This window comes from Dactylosporangium sp. NPDC006015, assembly GCF_040614215.1.
Taxonomy (GTDB): Bacteria; Actinomycetota; Actinomycetes; order Mycobacteriales; family Micromonosporaceae; genus Dactylosporangium; species Dactylosporangium maewongense.
The window spans coordinates 135,024-152,877 of the sequence record NZ_JBEXUD010000025.1 but is presented as its reverse complement, the minus strand read 5'-3'; the positions used below and the strand labels follow the sequence as shown (position 1 = coordinate 152,877).

Sequence of the window (17,854 nt, the reverse complement as noted above, 5' to 3'; positions counted from 1 at the left end):
TCGTTGAAACAGTGCTGCCCCGTGGCCGACACAGTAAGAGCCTTCCGCTCAGGATGTCCAGAGCTTCGATGTTTTACGAACCAACTTTCGTTCATCTCAGCGAAAGTGAATTTTTGTCCTCACGCCGCATTCGCAGGTGTCGCCGTGTTCGGTGCGCCCGCGGCAGTGCAGAAAGCCTGATCGTCAGCTGCCATATGGCGATCCGCCGCATGTCACGGCCGATTCGACGGCCCGCCGGAGCGACGTGTAACGCGAATCGCTCGCGTTCCGCTCCTTCGAATAGGGGCAATCTCAAGACCGCCAAGAGTGCCTCCGGGAGGCTGGTGGCCGAAAGGAACTTTTGTAAGCACGATTAAAAGTTACGACCATCCAAACCGAACTTTTGCTTGATTAGCTCTTTCTTTTTGACAGAGTCGAGTTATACGGTGTCGCCAACAGGTTGACCGAGCCAGTCGCTCGCCCCGCTGAGCGGGATCCCGGCGAGCACTGACGCGCAGCTCGGTCACACCACTGCGGTTCGACACACACCCCGTACGCCTCCCTCCGGGCGTGCTGCACCACCACACCCGTCACCCGAACGGACGTCGTCCGCTCGCGGCGCCACCCCGCCGCGGCCTCCGACGGTCCGTTCGCCCTGCACCCTGCGGAGGAGGTCCCATGACCAGAGCTCCGGGCCGTCGCGTCACCACTGCGTACGCTGGCCTGCTAGCGCTCGTCGCATCCACGTTGGTCGGGACGGTGTCGGCGTCCGCCCCGGCGGTCGCCGCGCCTCAACCGAACAGCAATGGCATCCAGTACAAGGTTCTGGCATTCACCAAGTCGGTCGGCGCGAAACACGCGTCGACCTCGGCCGGCGTCAACGCGCTCAAGGAGCTGGGCAAGCAGCTCCGGTTCACCGTCGAGGAGACCGACGACGCCAGGAAGTTCGACGAGCCTCACCTCAAGCAGTTCCGGGTGGTCGTCTTCCTCAACACCGCCGGCGACGTGCTCGACGCGACGCAGCAGGCCGCGTTCGAGTCGTACTACCGTGACGGCGGCGGCTTCGTCGGCATCCACTCGGCGATCGAGACCGAGCCGGACTGGCAGTTCCTCACCGATGTCCTCGGCACCAGGGCGGCCGGCTCGTCGGGCGTCACGAAGGCCACCGTCAAGGTGGCGGACCGCGTGCACCCGGCGTCGGCGAACCTGCCCGAGCGCTGGGACCGCACGGATCAGTGGTACAACTTCACGTCCAACGTGCGGGGCTTCTCGCACGTGCTCGCGACCGTCGATGAGAACACCTACACCGGCGGCACGATGGGGTACGACCACCCGATCACCTGGTGCAAGGACTACCAGGGCGGCCGCTCGTTCTACACCGGGCTCGGCGACACGCCGGCGAGCTTCGCCACGCCCGACCTGCGGGCGCACCTCGGTGGCGCGATCCAGTGGGCTGCCGGCCAGACCGACGGCGACTGTGGCGCGACCGTGCTGGCGAACTACCAGATGGACTACATCGCCGCGCCGCCGAACGTCAGTGAGCCGATCGGCTTCGACGTGCTGCCCGACGGCCGCGTCGTGCAGACCGACCGCCGTGGCGGCGTCCGCCTGCACGACCCGGCGACCAACACCACCCACCTGCTGGCGCAGATCCCCGTGTACATGGCCAGCGAGGACGGCATGTACGGCCCGGCGATCGACAACGACTTCGCCAACAACCACTGGGTCTACGTGTACTACTCGCCGCTGACCCAGGAAGCGCCGTACCCGCAGACGACGCCGACCGCGAACTCGCCGACCACCGGCGCGGACCCCAGCGTCTGGGACCCGTGGAAGGGCTACTTCCAGCTGTCCCGGTTCAAGTTCGTCGACGGGCCGACCCCGACCCTCGACGTGGCGTCCGAGCAGAAGATCATGAAGGTGCCGGTCGACCGCGGGGCCTGCTGCCACGTGGCCGGTGACATCACCTTCGACAAGGACAACAACCTGTGGATGGTGACCGGCGACGACACCCCTGCGGGTGGCGGCAACTCCGGTGGCTTCGCGCCGTTCAACGACATGCTCACCACGACCGGGCAGTACAACGCCCCGTACGTCGACGCCCGTCGCTCGGCGATGAACACCAACGACCTGCGTGGCAAGGTCCTGCGCATCAAGGTCCAGGGTGACGGCTCGTACACCATCCCGACCGGCAACCTGTTCACCGGCAACGAGGAGGGCGGCGGCAAGACCCGGCCCGAGATCTACGCCATGGGCTTCCGCAACCCGTTCCGCATCACCGTGGACAAGAACGGCGTCGCCTACGTCACCGACTACTCGCCCGACTCCTCGACGCCGCAGGTGAACCGCGGTCCCGCGGGCACCGGCCGGATGGAGATCGTGCGGAAGCCGGCCAACTACGGCTGGCCGCTGTGCTACTCGCCGTCCCTGCCGTACTACCGGTGGAACTTCAACACCTCGACGCCGCTGGACACCCCGGCCCAGGCGTTCGAGTGCAACAACCCGGAGCGCGGCCCGGCCAACACGTCCCGGTGGAACACCGGCCTGACGTACGCGCCGCCGATCGCGACGCCTGACATGTGGTACTCGTTCCAGGACAACAACGCGGCCAACCCGCTCGGCACGCCCTGTGCGGCGTACTACATGCAGTCCCCGCCCGGGAAGTGCCCGCAGCTGTTCCCGGAGCTCGGCACCGGCGGCGTCGGCCCGCACGGCGCGGCCAAGTACGACTACGACGCGAACAACCCCAACCCGACGAAGTTCCCGGCGTACTACGACCAGTCCATCTTCTTTGGCGAGTTCACCCGTGACTACCTGCGGGAGATCCGCCTGGACTCGTCCGGGCAGGTCTTCAAGATCAACGATCTGCTCAGCTGTGGCGCCGGACCGACCACGCCCGCGCGGCCGTTCCTGTGCGACAACCCCATGGACATGATGTGGGGCAAGGACGGCAACTTCTACCTGCTGACCTACGGTGACGGCTTCTTCAACATCAACCCCGACGCCGCGCTGGTGAAGTTCAGCTACGTGAAGGGCACCCGGGCACCGGTCGCGAAGCTGTCGGCCAGCCCGACCGACGGCGTCGGGCCGCTGACCGTCGCGTTCTCCAGCGAGGGCTCGAACGACCCGGACCCGGCCGACTCCATCAAGTTCGCCTGGGACTTCGACGGCAACGGCACGACCGACTCCGTCGACCCCAACCCGTCGTTCACCTACACCACCAACGGGGTGTACACGGCCCGGCTGACCGTCACGGACTCCAGCGGCAAGACGGCCTCGGCGAACACGACGATCACCGTCGGCAACACCTCACCGACGGTCAAGGTCAACGTGCCGATCGAGGGCGGACTGTTCGCCTTCGGCGACAACATCCCGTTCAACGTCACGGTCACCGACCCGCAGGACGGTGCGATCGACTGCTCCCGGGTCGAGGTGACGTTCGTGCTCGGGCACGACAGCCACGGCCACGCCGAGTCGACCGCGAACGGCTGTTCCGGGACGCTGCCGACGTTCGAGGAGGACGTCTCGCATGGCGGCAACGTGTTCGGCGTGATCAGTGTCTCGTACACGGACAAGGGCGGTCCCGGCGGCATCCCGGCGCTGACCACGGTCGCGCAGACGACCATCCGGCAGAAGAAGCAGGAGCTCGAGTTCGCCGTCGACCAGTCCGGCACGAACACGGCGGCGACCACCGACACCGGCGGCGGCCTGCAACGCGGCAGCCTCGGCAGCGGTGACTGGATCGCCCTCAACGGCACGGTCGACCTGAAGAACATCAACTCGCTGACGTTCCGCACGTCGGGTGGCAGCGGGGCGGCCGGTACCGGATCCGTCGAGGTCCGCCTGGACTCGCTCACCGGACCGGTCCTGACCACGGTCACGATCGCGCCCACCGCGAACGCCAACACGTTCGCCAGCCAGACCTTCCCGATCACCGACCCGGGCGGCGCACACCGGATCTACCTGGTGTTCCGTCCCGTCACGGGCGGGCCGACGAACAACTTCTTCAACCTCAACTGGGTGGAGTTCGGCGGTCAGGGCGTGAGCGCGCCCTAGCTCCACCACCCACCGGGGCGGGGTGCGCCACCCCCCGCAGTGCTCCGCACCCTGCCCCGGTCTGAAGCACCCGCACTACCAGCAGAAGGAGCAACACATGTCCGGAAAGATCAACCGCCGCCGGTTACTGGCCGGCGCCGGCCTCACTGCGGCCGCCGCGTTCAGCCCGCTCGGCCCGGCCTCCGTCTTCTCCGCCACGGCGGCGAGCGCGGCCAACGGCCGGCTCATCCCCGGCGGGAAGCTCGGCACCATCACGTACAGCCAGCGTGACGTCCCGACCCGGATCGGCATCGCGGCGAGCGCCGCGCTGGGTGTGGCGCCGACGATGGGCTACCTGGGCGGCCCCAACTTCCCCCAGGACCCGACCGACCTCGGCCCGCTGGTGCCGCTGCCGGGCGGCTGGCTGGAGCTGTTCGAGTTCCTGGCCAAGGCGGGCTTCAAGCAGATCGAGTTCGCCGGCTACGGCCAGCACGCCTCGAACCCGGGCGGCGCCGCGCCGAACCCGGCGCCGGGCGGTGTCACCACCCCGGAGGCCCGGGCGGCCTACCTCGCGTACGCCCGCACCCTGCGTGGCTACCTCGACGCCTTCGGCCTGGAGGCGATCGGCAACCACGGGTTCGTCCCGAACACCTGGAACGGCCCGGGCAGCGCCGGCGGCGCGATGACCGCCCAGGACTACAACCGGCTGCAGGCCGAGCTGGAGTTCGCGGCGATCCTCGGCATGCCGTTCATGGGCACGGGCAGCGACCCGACGAGCGCCAACAACCGCAACATCGAGCCGTGGACCCTCGCGGGCGAGAAGTGGTCGGCGCTCAACGAGATCAGCGTGGGGCAGTGGGGCATCCAGATGTACACCCACAACCACTCGCCGGCGTACAACTTCCTGCAGGACGGCCCGCTGGTCACCGTCACGCAGCACCGCATCACCGGTGAGCCGATCGCGCCGACCCAGGTCCGCGGCGAGTCGGGCAAGCGGCTCATGCAGCACTACCTCGACGTCACCAACCCCGACCTCGTCGTCATCGAGATGGACGTCTACTGGGCCCACGTCGCTCAGCACCAGCACCGCTGGCGCTACGACTGGGAGGGCAAGCGCGTCGAGGACATCTTCGACCCGACCGCCCAGGTCGCCAAGCAGACCAAGCGGTACCCGCTGTTCCACGCCAAGGACGGCGACGCCACCGGCCAGGCCCCCGGCGTGGGTGACGGCTACTCGTGGATCCCGTTCGGCGACCCCCGTAGCGACATCAACTACAAGGGGTTCTACAGCAACATCGGCGCCAAGGGCTTCCACAACTCGAACTACGAGCAGGACAACGCCCCCGGCGGTAACGGCGACCCCGGCCAGTCGCTGAGGTTCGCCAGGATCAGCGCCGCAGGGATGGCGGCCCTGCGCGGCTGACCCGCCCGGCCCGAGGCCGTCCCCGGCGCTGCCGCCCGGGGACGGCCTTTGGTCGTCTTCCCGCAGCCCGCGTGTGACCTGCGGCAAGAACCTTGCCGCGCCGCGGGGGAGCTGCCGAGAGGTACGACGATTCAGTCGTCCTCTCACGTTGTCGCGCACACCATGACCGCCGTCGCCGCCAACGCCTCCGCCACGACCACGGAGGCCGCCTCGGCGCAGCGCTCCGCGGCGAGCCTCGCCACCATGGCCGGCGAGCTGCGCGACATCGCCGCCTCGTTCCGCCACTGACCCCTGTGCCACGGTCGGCTTCGCCGTCCGCCGGCGCCGGATAGGCTTCCGGACATGACGTCCGCCGCATCGAGCACCGCCCTGATCGTCGTGGACCTGATGCCGCGCATCGTCGAGCGGGACCTGGGCCCGCACCGCGGCGCGGACGTCGTGGCCCGGTCCGCCGACCTCGCCACGGCGGCGCGCAAGGCGGGTGGCACCGTCGTCCTGGTCCGCGTCGAGCGGCCGAACGTCACGGAGCAGCCGCCGGGCAGCGGCTTCGTGCCGGAGATGGAGCCGCAGGACGGCGACGTCGTCATCGTGAAGCGCACCATCGGCGCCTTCTACGGCACCGGCCTCGCCGACCGGCTGCGCGAGCGCGGCATCGACACCGTCGTCATGGCGGGGATCGCCACCACCATGGGGGTCGAGTCGACCGCCCGGGCCGCCGCCGACCACGGCTTCGAGGTCGTCTTCGCCGCCGACGCGATGAGCGGGCTGACCGCGGCCGAGCACGAACACGCGCTCACCGTCACCCTGCCGCGGTTCGGCGAGGTCCACGACACCGCGTACCTCCTCGACCATCTGTGGCGCGTCTAACCATCGTTTTTGTCCTCAATCCAGCCATACCGACCAGGTCGCCGCCCTCGCCTGACGACGACAGGTAACGAGGAAAGCCGGCCTGAGTACTGTTCCTGCATGTTGACGACGCACGACGCGTGCTGAACCGTCGGAGTGCTGATGTTTGGATCGGCCGAGCATTTTCGTGAGATGGCAGCGGAGTTCGCCGAGGAGATCGGGAGGCCGCCGACCGTCAGGGAGGTGATGGAGATCCTCGAGCTGGCCAGCATCGGCGAGGTGGACGTGTTGCGGCTGCGGTTCACCGCGAACATCAAGGCGACGGCCGGCGTGTCCCGCGTCGGGGATCTGAACGATGCCGCATTCGCGGCCGCGGCCAGTGGGCTGGAGGCGGTGATCGGCTCGGACCTGGACCCGGAGAGCCCCGGCTTCACGGGTGAGGTCGGGCGGCGGCTGACCTCCGCCTTGCGGGAATCGGGCATCGAATACGCGGATGTGGCGCCGGAGACAGAGGTCCGGGCCAAGGTTTCGGTAGCGCGCAGGCTCAAGCGCACACGGCTCGGCGACGTGGTGGCTGCGCCGATTCCGGCGGGTGGTTATCGCATCGGTGTGATCGTCGCCAAGAATGCGTTCGGTCTGGCGATCGGGTTCTTCGAGACGGTCGTTCCCGTGCCACGGGTGCCGGCGTCCACCGACAAGGTCGTGCCGTTTCCGATGTACAAGTTGGGCGACTCGATCGAGTCCGGACGGTGGCCGATCATCGGCAACGACGAGCGGTTGCTCGACCGATTTCCGCGCGACCCGGAGATTTACCATCGGCCTGACTGGCCGTCGAAGCCCCGCCGCGGTGAGTTCGGCGCCGCAGAGAACAGCGCGCGTGTCCTCCGCAAGATCGATGTGGAGGAGGCCCGGGCGGTCGGCCTGCTGGATGGCACCTACCATCAGTTTCTGCCCGGCCAGCGGATGCTGCGCTGGCTGGACGACCGCTACCCGCCGGGCGGTCGAGGCGATCAGAGGCCGGCTCCTTAATGCGGGTGGCTCAACCTGAGCTGGTCCTGGGCCGGGTAGGCCTGGGCCAACTGGTGCCGGCAGCGCGAGGCGGTCCCAGCGCAGCCGCATCCGTCACGGACCGAGTCGCTGCTTCCGGGCTAACATTGGAGCGGTGACGCGAGGTTACGTCACGACATTCAACCAGAGATGCCCGGTTCGTTGCCGCGGTCAAGTGCCAGACGCAGCCGCCGTGTGTTGTCGCAAGGTGGAGGGGCGTCGTTGATACGGGCGCGCCTGATGGCATTGTTGCTACGTCCGAAGCCGCCACCGCTCGTGCTCGGGCTGATGGCTGCCGTGATACTCATCGCGGCGGAGACCGCCCTGTTGTTTCCCCTCAAGGCAGGTGTCGCAGAGGGCGCCAGAAGCGTGGTCTACCTCTGCGGCGTCATGGTCGTCTCAACCTTGTGGGGCGCCGGACTCGGCGTGGTGACCGCGGTGGTCAGCGCCCTCGCCTACAACTATTTCCACGTTCCGCCCTACTGGACGTTGCACCTCAACGCGCGCCGGGACATGCAGAGCATCGTGGTTTTCATCGCGGCCGGGCTGTTGACCAGCTTCCTTGCAGACCTGGCCCGGTCCCGCGCCGCCGAGGCATCGCAGCGACAGCAGGAGGCCGACCTCGCCGCCGAGCTGGCCCACCGGATGTTGCGCGCCGGCGATCTGCGCTCGGTCCTTGGTCCGGCGTCACAACGGATCGCGGAGGTGTTCGCGCTACGGTCCGCGGCCATCGAGCTCGGGGCGGTTCCCGGGGACGAGCGGCGGGCTGCGTTGCCGTTGTACGACCGCGCGACGTGTCTGGGCACCCTGCTGGTCCCGGCGGACCTCCCTGAACCGACGCTGGAGCGCCTGCGGAAACGGGTGGTGCCATCGCTGGAATCGCTCCTGTTCGCGGAGTTCGGCCGTGAGGCGATCACCAACTCGCTGAAAGCGAGTCGTGAAGAGGCCACCAGGCTGATGGAGGAACAGGCCGCGATGCGGCGGGTGGCCACCCTGGTCGCGCATGGAGCCGCACCGATCGAGGTCTTCGGTGCGGTGACGAGGGAGCTGTGCCGGATCTGCGGCCCCCAGAACACCGGTCTCGTCCGCTACGAGCCGGACGGCACGGGCACCCTCGTCTCGGGCCGCAACGAGGCCGACATCGCCCAGATGCCGGCCGGAACGTCCATCCAGCTTGAGGGAGACTGCGTGTCCGGGATCGTCAAGCGCACCGGTCGCTCGGCCCGGGTGAGCTATGACAAGGCCGTAGGTCCCACCGCAGCGACCTTGCGTGAGCTCGGCATCCGTTCGGGGGTCGGCGTTCCGGTCGTGGTCGGAGGTCGTCTCTGGGGCGCGGCCCTCGCCTCGACCACGTCGCCCACGCCGATACCGGCTGCCGCCGAGGCACGCCTGGTCGACTTCACCGAGCTGGTCGCGACTGCGATCGCCAACGCCGACAGCCGTACACAGCTCACCGCCTCCCGCGCCCGCGTCGTCGCCGCCGCGGACGACGCTCGCCGCCGACTCGAGCGTGACCTGCACGACGGCGCACAGCAACGTCTCATCTCGCTCGGCCTCCGACTGCGCTCTGTGGAAGCCGCAATGCCGCCCGGCTTGGACACGATCAGGGAGGAAGTGGCACTCGCCGCGAATGGCCTGACCGGTGTCTGCGAGGACCTGCGGGAGATCTCCCGGGGCATCCATCCGGCGATCCTGTCCGAGGGTGGGCTGGGCCCGGCGCTCAAGACGCTTGCCCGCCGCAGCGCGATTCCGGTGGAGCTCACGCTGGGCATCGACCGGCGGTTGCCCGAACGGGCCGAGGTCACTGCGTACTTCATCGTGTCCGAAGCACTCGCGAACGCCGCCAAACACGCCCAGGCGACCGTGGTCTGTGTCGACGCCGAAGCCTGTGACGGACTCCTTGAGCTCTCGATCCGGGACAACGGCATCGGGGGAGTCGACACCGGCAACGGGTCCGGACTGATCGGCCTGCAGGACCGCACCGAGGCACTCGGCGGCCAGATGGAGGTCGTAAGCCCGGTCGGCAGCGGCACAGCACTACTGTTCAGCATTCCGATCGACGGCATCTGAGCGACAACGGAGGTCTGCCGCACACGCGGGCCAAGGGGGTGAGCGTGAAACTGGTGCAGGAGTCCGACTACCGGTTCCGCATCGACCGGGACGGCGAGATGCGGGTGCCCGGCGTGGTGTTCGCCTCGCGGGCGCTGCTGCCCGACCCCGCTGGGGACAAGTCCCTGGAGCAGGTGGCCAACGTCGCGACACTGCCCGGGGTGGTGGGCGCGTCGTATGCCATGCCCGACGTGCACTGGGGGTACGGGTTCCCGATCGGCGGGGTCGCCGCCACTGACGTCGCCACCGGCGGGGTGGTCTCCCCCGGCGGTGTCGGGTTCGACATCTCCTGCGGCGTGCGGCTGCTCGCCGCCGACCTCGACCGCCAGGATCTCGCGGAGCCGGCGTTGCGGGCGCTGATGGACGGCCTCGGCGCGGCGACTCCCCGCGGCATGAACCGCGGCGCCGTGTGGGCGCTGCGCGATGCCCGGCAGCTGCGGGAGGTGCTGGCCGGCGGCGCCCGGTACGCGGTACAGCAGGGCCACGGGGTGCAGCGCGACCTCGACCGCTGCGAGGACGGCGGCGCGGTGGCCGACGCCGACCCCGGGCAGGCCAGCGAGCGGGCGGTGCAGCGCGGGCTGGGCCAGGTGGGCAGCCTCGGGTCGGGAAACCACTTCCTGGAGGTCCAGGTCGTCGACCGGGTCTACGACGAGCCGGCGGCCGAGGCGTTCGGGCTGCGGGCCGGCCAGGTGTGCGTCATGATCCACTGCGGGTCCCGCGGGCTCGGACACCAGATCTGCACCGACCACGTGCGCGTCATAGAACGCGCCATGCACAGGTTCGGTATCACCGTCCCGGACCGGCAGCTGGCGTGCGCGCCGGTCTCGTCGCCGGAGGGCCAGGCGTATCTCGGGGCGATGGCCGCGGCGGCCAACTACGCCCGCGCCAACCGGCAGTTGCTCGCCGTGGCGGCCCGACGCGTGTTCGGCAGGGTCACCGGTCGGGAGCTGGCGTTGGTGTACGACATCTCGCACAACCTCGCCAAGATCGAGACACACGAGGTGGCCGGGCTGCCGCGGCGGCTGTGCGTGCACCGGAAGGGTGCCACCCGGGCGCTGCCACCTGGCCATCCGGACCTGCCGGCCGACCTGCGCGGCGCCGGGCAACCGGTGCTCATCCCCGGCACCATGGGCACCGCGTCCTATGTGCTCACCGGCCGGCCGGGTGCGCCGGCGTTCGCCTCGACCTGCCACGGCGCCGGCCGTGCGCTCAGCCGCCATCGGGCAGCCAAGACGGTGCACGGCAAGGAGCTGCGCGAGCGGTTGGAGGCCGAGGGCATCATGGTGCGCGGGGCGTCGTGGCGCGGCCTGGCCGAGGAGACACCGGAGGCGTACAAGGACGTCGACACCGTCGTGGACGCCGCGCAGGGCGCCGGGCTGTGCGTGCGGGTCGCGCGGCTGGTGCCGATCGGCGTGGTCAAGGGGTGAGACGACCGGCTGGTCGGTGTGTGCCAGGACCTGTTACGGCAGCTGGCGGGCGACAACATCGCTGTGCGCGGCGACTTCTCCTGCGGTCCGGCCGAAGAGGCGCCGAGGCTGACCCGCTTCGTTGCGCTCACACGTCGATGGTCACCGAGCACGACCAGCCGGCCCCTTCGCGGCCGAACCACAATTCGTGCAGCGAGACCCCCTTCGGTACCGCGCCCACCAACTCCACCCGGTCGGCGTCGACCATCGCCAACCGCACGTCCAGACTGCCGTCACCGGCCTCCACCTGCGCCGCGACCGGAAGCCGGCCAGCGGTGTCGATCAGATAGATCACCTCGTCGAGCACCGCGACCAGCAGGTCGGCGTCCGGGCCGGGTCCGGCCCGGAACCGAACGGACGCGGTCGGCAAAACGCCGGACACCTCGGCGAAGTTGCCCACCGTTGCCGCGACCGCCTCCACCACACAGCGTTCCCGCGACGGCGCCCACGCCTCGATCCGCACGTCCGCGGTGTGCGGAACGCTCCGATGCCCCGCTGCCGGCCGTTCAGCCATCACAGCCTCCAACCCGCCACCCGCCGTGCCGGGCAGAGCGACCACGCACCAGTGCGCCTCATGGTCGCAGCCAGCCGGCTCATCGCCGTCCTCACGGCTCGGCGTCGTTCAAGGCCAGCCGTCGCGCCCGCAGTGACGGTGACCAGCTGACGCACCCGGCTACCCAGGCAATCGTACGATCCGCCGGGCGGTCAGGGCACGTTCGGCAGCGGCCACAGCTGCCCGGTCGCGCTGTCGATGAGCGCAGCGCGGGTGATCCGGGCGGTGAGAGGGAGGATGCCGTAGACGGTGGTGGCGACGATGGGCAACTGCTCGGATCGGGCGCGCGGGGCGATCGAGCAGTGCGGCAGCCACGCGTCGATCTCGTAGTGTGCGTGTACCAGCGCACCCGTGGCGCGGGCCGCCTCGACGACGCCCTGTTGCCGCGCGATGAGGTCCGCCGGCACGGCGGGAACGAGGCAGATCCGGCCCCGCCGGAAGGCGCCCAGCGCGTCGAAGGTGACCTCGAAGCCGCCTCGGTCCGGGAGCCCCGCCACGGTGTCGCGGACGGCGTCGAGATCCCACCGCAGCAGGACGACGTACGACAGATGGGGATGATGCATCCCGTGGGTGTGCGAGCGAAGTGTCGCGACGCCCTGCGCCTCGAGCCCGTCCCACAGCTTCGTCAGGGCACGCTCGGCGCGACCGTCGAAGAGCAAGCAGACAGCCAAGGCCACCGCTCGACGGTAGCTCCCTCTTCTCCGCCGCGAGGACGTGTCGGGCCGCACCGGACCGCTGCCCATCGGGTTGGCACTACAATAATTCCTTATTGTTGATGTTTCGATGAAACGCTGCGTCGATGAGGGGCGGCCTTTGCGGGAGAATCCGAACTCACCAGGAGATTCACCCGATGCCACGACATTACCGGCACTAGGCGTAAATCGTATTCCGGGCCGCAGAGCGGTACGGGAACGGACAATTTTCGGTCGCTATTCGTGAGTGCTGCCGCACAGTCCGAATTTGGAACGCTTTACCGAGAAATTGTGCGGTTCAATCGCCCGGCGACAAGGGGACTTTGGTCTACCCTCTGCGACCGGCGCACGGCCGGGCCGTCAACAGAACGCACCGCGACGGCTCGTCACAGCGTGTGGCCGCCACCTTGGCACGTAGCCGGAGGCCCCGACGATGGCACAACACGCGACGCGATCCCGTTCATTGATCGCCGTCCTTTTGCACTGCCTGCTGGCATTCGCCCTGATGGCGCCGACCACGCTCCTGTTCGACCAGGTCTGGGGCTCGGTCGGGGAGCGGACCAGGTTCGCCCAGTCGGAACGCAACGGCATCCAGTACCTCCGCAGCCTCGGTCAGCTCACGATCGCCCTGACGGATGCGCAGTCCGCCGCGGTCTCGGGGCGCCCGTTCCCGCGGGACACGGTCACCCGCGTGGTCGAGGCCACCGCTTCGGTCGACGCCCGGCTCGGCGGGGACCTGCGCACCCACGAGCGATGGTCCGGGCTGCGCGCCAAGATCGAGGCGCTGGCGGCGCTGGGCGTCATCGACCCCGCCGCGGCGTTCAGCACCTTCGGTGAGGCGACCGACCTGCTCCTTGCGCTGTACAAGGAGGTCCGCGACAACTCGCAGCTGACCCGCGAGCAGGACATCGACGCGTCCTACCTGCAGGAAGGCGCGGCGCAGCAGCTGCCCGAGGCCGTGGTGGCCGCCGGCCGGTTCATGGATCTGGCGGTCATCGCCGCCGGGCGGCCCCGCAACGACCCGGCGGGCACGGCCGCCAACCTGCTCAACGCCCGTGACGCGGTGACCTACCCGGCCAACAACCTCGCCGCCGGCCTGCAGGCCGCGGTCGACGGCACCAGCAGCCGGACCCTCAGTGGCAACCTGCTGAGCCGGCTGGACCGGTTCCGGCGCGGCATGGAGACGCTGACCGCGACGACGGTGCCGGTCGACGGCCGGACCGCGGTGAACACCGCGGCGCTGCGGGACGTCCGCAACGAGGTCCAGACGTCCGCGTCTGAGCTGGCGGCGACGATTCTGGACGAGCTCGACCTGCTGATCGGCGCCCGGATCGAGGACCTGGACCGGCAGCGACAGACGGCGGCGGTCACCCTGGCGGTGGCGGTGCTGCTGGCGCTGGTCCCGCTGACCGTGCGGCTCGTCCGGCCCCGCCGTCGACCGGTCGCGAACCCACCCGTCCCACCGGCCCCCCAACCGGCCGAGGACGTGGTCCCCGCCTGGCGCCGGGAGCCGACCGGTGCTCGCTAGGCTTCGCATCCGCGGCAAGCTCGCGGTCCTCCTCATCGCCCCGCTGGTCGCGATCGTGCTGCTCACGGTCGTCGTCGTGGTCGACCGGGTCGGGCAGGCCGGCCGGGCGGCGGACACCGCGCGGACCGCCCGGGTCGCCGGTGACGTCGGCGCGCTCATCCAGGACCTGCAGCAGGAACGGCTGATGGCGGTTGGACACCTCGTCCAGGTGGTCGGCCGTTCGCGGCTGCTGCTGCAGACGGCGGCGGTCACCGACCAGGTCACCAACCTCAAGCTCGACTACGCCGGCAACCTGTCACCGGAGGTGGCGGAAGCGATCGACGACGTGAAGTCGCTCGCCGGGCTGCGTGCCTCGCTGGTGGCCGGCAGCGCCGACGTCGAGGGGGTGCTGACCCAGTTCACCGCGGTCATCGGCCGGCTGATCGACGCGCTGCGGCTGATGGACGCGGCCGACGCGACCACCGTCGAGGGCCGGCAGCTCCTGGCGCTGGACGCGCTGCTGCGGGTCGATGAGGGCAACAGCGCCGGCGCCGCACTGATCACCGTCATGGTCGCCACCCGCGCCCAGCGTGACCTCGCCAGGTACCTCGCCAACGCCGCCGCCGTGCAGCCGAACCTGGACCGGTTCACCGCCTCCGGGACCCCCGAACAGGTGGATCTGTACGGTCTGGTCACGGCCGCGTTCGCCTCCCGCGTCGGCGGTGGCTTCGTGGAGAACGTCGAGGCCGACCCGGCCAGGGCGATCGCCGACCTGCGGGTCGCCACGCTGTTCCCGTCGCTGGAGGCCTACATCGCGCTCGGCCGCTTCGTGGAGAAGCGGATCGTCACCGACGTCACCGCCACGATGGCCGACCAGGAGCAGCGGCAGACCACCATTGCGTACGGTTTCAGCGCCGGCATGCTCGCCCTGCTGCTGCTCGTCATCCTGCTGAGCACGGCGATCGCGCGCACGGTCGCGCGGCCGCTGACCCTGCTGACCGCCTCCGCCGCCCGCGTCGCGCAGGTCACCGAGGACGAGCTGGTCCGGGTCGCGGACGACGAGTCCGCCGCGCCCGAGCCGGTGCGCCTGGAGCGGATCATCGTCGGCGGCCGGGACGAGATCGGCGACCTGGCCCGGACCTTCGAGCGCGTGCAGCAGACCGCGGCGCAGCTGGTCGAGCGGCAGGTGGCCAGCCGCCGCAACGTCGCGCAGATGTTCGGTCACGTCGGCCGCCGCACGCAGAACCTCGTCGGCCGGCAGCTCGGCCTCATCGACCAACTGGAGCGCGACGAGACGGAGCCCGACCGGCTGCGGCAGCTGTACCGGCTGGACCACGTCGCCAGCCGCCTGCGCCGCAACGCCAGCAGCCTGGTCGTCCTGTCCGGCGGTACCGGCACCAACCCGCACCTGGCGCCGCTGGCACTGGCCGACGCGGTCCGCCTGGCGCTCGGCGAGATCGAGGAGTACGACCGCGTCGACGTGCAGCTCACCGGCACGATCATGCTGGCGCCCGCGGTCATCAGCGACCTGGTCCTGATGCTGGCCGAGCTGATGGAGAACGCGACCTCCAACTCGCCGCCGCACACCCGGGTCGCCGTCACCACCGGCGAGAGCGCGACCGACGTGCGGGTGTCGATCGTCGATCACGGCATCGGCATGCCGGCCGAGCGGCTCACGGTCGAGAACGCCCGGCTGGAGCGCCGCGAGCGCATCGACCTCGCCCCGACGGAGGTGCTCGGCCTGTTCGTGGTGGGCCGGCTGGCCCGTCGGCACGGGCTGCAAGTGTCGTTGAGCGAAACGCCCGGCGGTGGCGTCACCGCGACCGTCGTCGTCGGGCGGGAGCTACTGGACGGCTCGGCCGCGCCGGTCCCGCGACCGCGGGAGACGATCGCTTCGGTCATCGACATCGGCGCATTCACCCGGGCCACCCACTCGATCGACGGCGGACAGCCGTGGAACGCGTTCGCCGCGCCGCACGCGCTGGCCGCCGCCGCGCCGCCGCCGGCCATCGCCGCCGTTGCGTCGCCGCCGGCCATCGCCGCTGTCGTGGCACCGCCGGATGCCGCCGCCACCGCTGAGATCCCTGCGCAGCAGGGGCAACCATCGCGGCAGGGGCAAGCGTTGCGCCGGCGGGTGCCGGGGGCGCAGCTGCCGGCCGACAGTCAGGCTGCCAGGAACGCGGCGCAGTCCGTGGCGGCTCCTCCCGATCCGAGCAGCGCGCAGGCACTCGTCGAGGCGTTCGAGGATGGTGTACGCCGAGCGCAGCACGACGTCACAGCACCCCCGGTCGACCAGACGCCACCGCTCCCGCCGACGCCGCAGTTCCAGTCGACGCCGGTGCGGCCGGCCACCGCCGGTCGGAACCTGAGCAGACGGGTGCCGGGTGCCACGTTGCGGGACCCCGGTGCCATCCCGAGACCGGGGCTCCACCTGGTGGAGAGCCAGCCGTCCCACGATCCCGACAGTGCATTGAACCTTGTCGAGCAGTTCGAATCCGGCGTCCTGCGCGCACTGCGCGAGGTCAGATCAGAAGGATCATCACAATGACGAGTCCGTTCATCCAGGACAGCACGCCCCGTCAGACCTCTGGTGGGACGTTCAACGCCTCGCCGATGAGCACGGAGGTGCAGACCTTCAACTGGCTGCTCGACTCGTTCACGTCCGGCACCGCCGGCGTGGTGGAGGCCATCGCGGTGTCCGCGGACGGCCTGCTGATGGCTGCGTCGGCCTCGAAGGAACGGGCCAACGCGGAGCGCCTGGCCGCCATCGTCTCCGGGATGACCAGCCTCGCCAGCGGCGCTTCCGCCTCGTACAACCTCGGCGGGCTCAACCGGGTCATCGTCGACCTGGTCGACGGCTACCTGTTGATCACCGCCATCAGCGCCGGGTCGGTCCTCGGTGTCATCGCGACCCGCGCGGCCAACCTGAGCACGGTGGCCTACGAGATGACGCTCTTCGCCAGCCGGGCCGGTGCGGCGCTCACCCCGCAGCTCATCGCCGAGTTGAAGAACGCGGTCCAGCGGTGACCGTGCCGCCCGGGCAGGAGCCGCCCGGCATCCGGCCGTATCTGCGTTCACCGGTCGCGCCGGTCTCACCGGCTCCGACGGCAGCGTGGAACCGTCCTGCGCACCGCGCACCGGACAACCCGAGGCCCTATGTCCTGACGGCCGGGCGGGTGCAGGGCGACGACCCGGCGGTGAACCTGGAGACGCAGGTGACGATCCGGCCGGGGGCGCCACCGGACGCCGCGCGGTCCATGCCGACCGAGCTCCAGGCGATCCTCGCCACCTGCGTGTCCCCGGTGTCGGTCGCCGAGATCTCCGCGCAGGCTCACCTGCATCTCGGCGTGACCAAGATCCTCGTCGGCGACCTGTGCGCCGCCGGATTCTTGGACATCCACCAGCTCGAGGTCGACCCCGTCCACAGTCCCGACGTCATCTTGCGAGTAATCCATGGACTCCGTGCGATCTCCTGACGCAGCACCCATACCAGTAAAGATCGTTGTCTCCGGTGGCTTCGGCGTGGGCAAGACCACGACGGTCGCCGCGATCTCCGAGATTCCTCCCCTGACCACCGAGGCCGAGATGACCTCCGCGGGGGTCGGCATCGACAACCCCGGGCACCGCGTCAACAAGGTGACCACCACCGTCGCTATGGACTTCGGCTGCGTGACGATCGACCGCACGCTCAAGCTGTACCTGTTCGGCACGCCCGGCCAGGCACGCTTCGGGTTCATGTGGGACGATCTCGTCCGTGGCGCCCTCGGCGCGCTCGTCGTCGTGGACAGCTCCCGCCTCGACGACTGCTACCCGGCCGTGGACTACTTCGAGCAGTCGGGGCTGCCGTTCGTGGTGGCGGTCAACGCCTTCGACGGCGTGCTCGCCAACGACCTGGAGAGCGTCCGGTGGGCACTCGCCGTCGCCGACCACGTGCCGGTGATCGAGTTCGACGCCCGCGAGCGCCTGTCGGTGCGCGACGCGCTGCTCGTGGTTCTCGACCGGGCCCTGGACCGGGCCGTCAGCGGTTCCCATTCATAGGCGGAGGTTCTGCACGAAGGCGCCCGGCGATGACCGTCGGCGCGGTAACGCCGGCCACCCGCCCCTCGCTATTGATGTAGATGCACTGCCCTTCACTGCTACCCGAGTGGAGGGCTTTTGCTTGCGCGGGCAAAAGTTCGATCTAAGTAGAACGAACTT

At 69.8% G+C, this 17,854-nt stretch carries 14 protein-coding genes; 12 read left to right on the top strand and 2 right to left on the bottom strand.

The features are described from left to right. The first annotated feature begins 657 nt into the window (after positions 1–657). From ABZ321_RS35425 to ABZ321_RS35395, 7 genes are all read left to right on the top strand, one after another. On the top strand, positions 658–4,035 hold the full coding sequence (locus ABZ321_RS35425; protein ID WP_354899521.1) for a ThuA domain-containing protein: 3,378 nt from the start codon (positions 658–660) through the stop codon (positions 4,033–4,035). A gap of 97 nt (positions 4,036–4,132) precedes the next feature. Further along, positions 4,133–5,437 (top strand): hypothetical protein, encoded by a 1,305-nt coding sequence (locus ABZ321_RS35420; RefSeq protein WP_354899519.1) that lies wholly within the window; start codon positions 4,133–4,135, stop codon positions 5,435–5,437. 162 nt (positions 5,438–5,599) lie between these two features. Beyond that, a complete protein-coding gene (locus ABZ321_RS35415) occupies positions 5,600–5,725 on the top strand; it encodes a hypothetical protein (protein WP_344511143.1) in 126 nt (41 codons plus the stop codon). A gap of 54 nt (positions 5,726–5,779) precedes the next feature. Next, positions 5,780–6,304, top strand: a complete 525-nt coding sequence (locus ABZ321_RS35410) for an isochorismatase family protein (RefSeq protein ID WP_354899516.1) — start codon at positions 5,780–5,782, stop codon at positions 6,302–6,304. Between the two features lie 171 nt (positions 6,305–6,475). Then, complete coding sequence (locus ABZ321_RS35405) at positions 6,476–7,312, top strand: hypothetical protein (RefSeq protein WP_354899513.1); 837 nt, start codon at positions 6,476–6,478, stop codon at positions 7,310–7,312. 258 nt (positions 7,313–7,570) lie between these two features. Then, positions 7,571–9,400 carry a DUF4118 domain-containing protein gene (locus ABZ321_RS35400; protein WP_354899510.1) on the top strand — a complete coding sequence of 610 codons (1,830 nt, stop codon included), beginning with the start codon at positions 7,571–7,573 and terminating at the stop codon, positions 9,398–9,400. Positions 9,401–9,444: 44 nt separating this feature from the next. Beyond that, positions 9,445–10,866, top strand: a complete 1,422-nt coding sequence (locus ABZ321_RS35395; protein WP_354899508.1) for an RtcB family protein — start codon at positions 9,445–9,447, stop codon at positions 10,864–10,866. Positions 10,867–10,993: 127 nt separating this feature from the next. Here ABZ321_RS35395 and ABZ321_RS35390 read toward each other — a convergent pair whose 3' ends face one another. Together ABZ321_RS35390 and ABZ321_RS35385 are read right to left on the bottom strand one after the other, a co-directional pair. Further along, positions 10,994–11,419, bottom strand: coding sequence for an archease (locus tag ABZ321_RS35390; RefSeq protein ID WP_354899543.1), 426 nt, complete (start codon positions 11,417–11,419; stop codon positions 10,994–10,996). Between the two features lie 191 nt (positions 11,420–11,610). Beyond that, positions 11,611–12,135 carry a 2'-5' RNA ligase family protein gene (locus ABZ321_RS35385; RefSeq protein WP_344511153.1) on the bottom strand — a complete coding sequence of 175 codons (525 nt, stop codon included), beginning with the start codon at positions 12,133–12,135 and terminating at the stop codon, positions 11,611–11,613. A gap of 520 nt (positions 12,136–12,655) precedes the next feature. Here ABZ321_RS35385 and ABZ321_RS35380 point away from each other — a divergent pair. Genes ABZ321_RS35380 through ABZ321_RS35360 form a run of 5 tightly spaced genes read left to right on the top strand, consistent with a single transcriptional unit; the run spans position 12,656 to position 17,695 of the window. After that, the gene (locus ABZ321_RS35380) at positions 12,656–13,678 is read left to right on the top strand and encodes a hypothetical protein (protein WP_344511155.1); all 1,023 of its coding nucleotides are present in this window, start codon (positions 12,656–12,658) and stop codon (positions 13,676–13,678) included. After that, positions 13,668–16,205: a nitrate- and nitrite sensing domain-containing protein gene (locus ABZ321_RS35375; protein WP_354899504.1), complete on the top strand. Its 2,538-nt coding sequence runs from the start codon at positions 13,668–13,670 to the stop codon at positions 16,203–16,205. Before ABZ321_RS35380 ends, ABZ321_RS35375 begins: the two co-directional genes overlap by 11 nt. Further along, the gene (locus ABZ321_RS35370) at positions 16,202–16,684 is read left to right on the top strand and encodes a roadblock/LC7 domain-containing protein (RefSeq protein ID WP_354899501.1); all 483 of its coding nucleotides are present in this window, start codon (positions 16,202–16,204) and stop codon (positions 16,682–16,684) included. The genes ABZ321_RS35375 and ABZ321_RS35370 overlap by 4 nt, the downstream gene beginning before the upstream one ends. Continuing rightward, complete coding sequence (locus ABZ321_RS35365) at positions 16,681–17,133, top strand: DUF742 domain-containing protein (RefSeq protein WP_344511161.1); 453 nt, start codon at positions 16,681–16,683, stop codon at positions 17,131–17,133. The genes ABZ321_RS35370 and ABZ321_RS35365 overlap by 4 nt, the downstream gene beginning before the upstream one ends. Next, positions 17,111–17,695 (top strand): ATP/GTP-binding protein, encoded by a 585-nt coding sequence (locus ABZ321_RS35360; RefSeq protein WP_344511163.1) that lies wholly within the window; start codon positions 17,111–17,113, stop codon positions 17,693–17,695. The genes ABZ321_RS35365 and ABZ321_RS35360 overlap by 23 nt, the downstream gene beginning before the upstream one ends. The last annotated feature ends 159 nt before the right edge of the window (positions 17,696–17,854 follow it).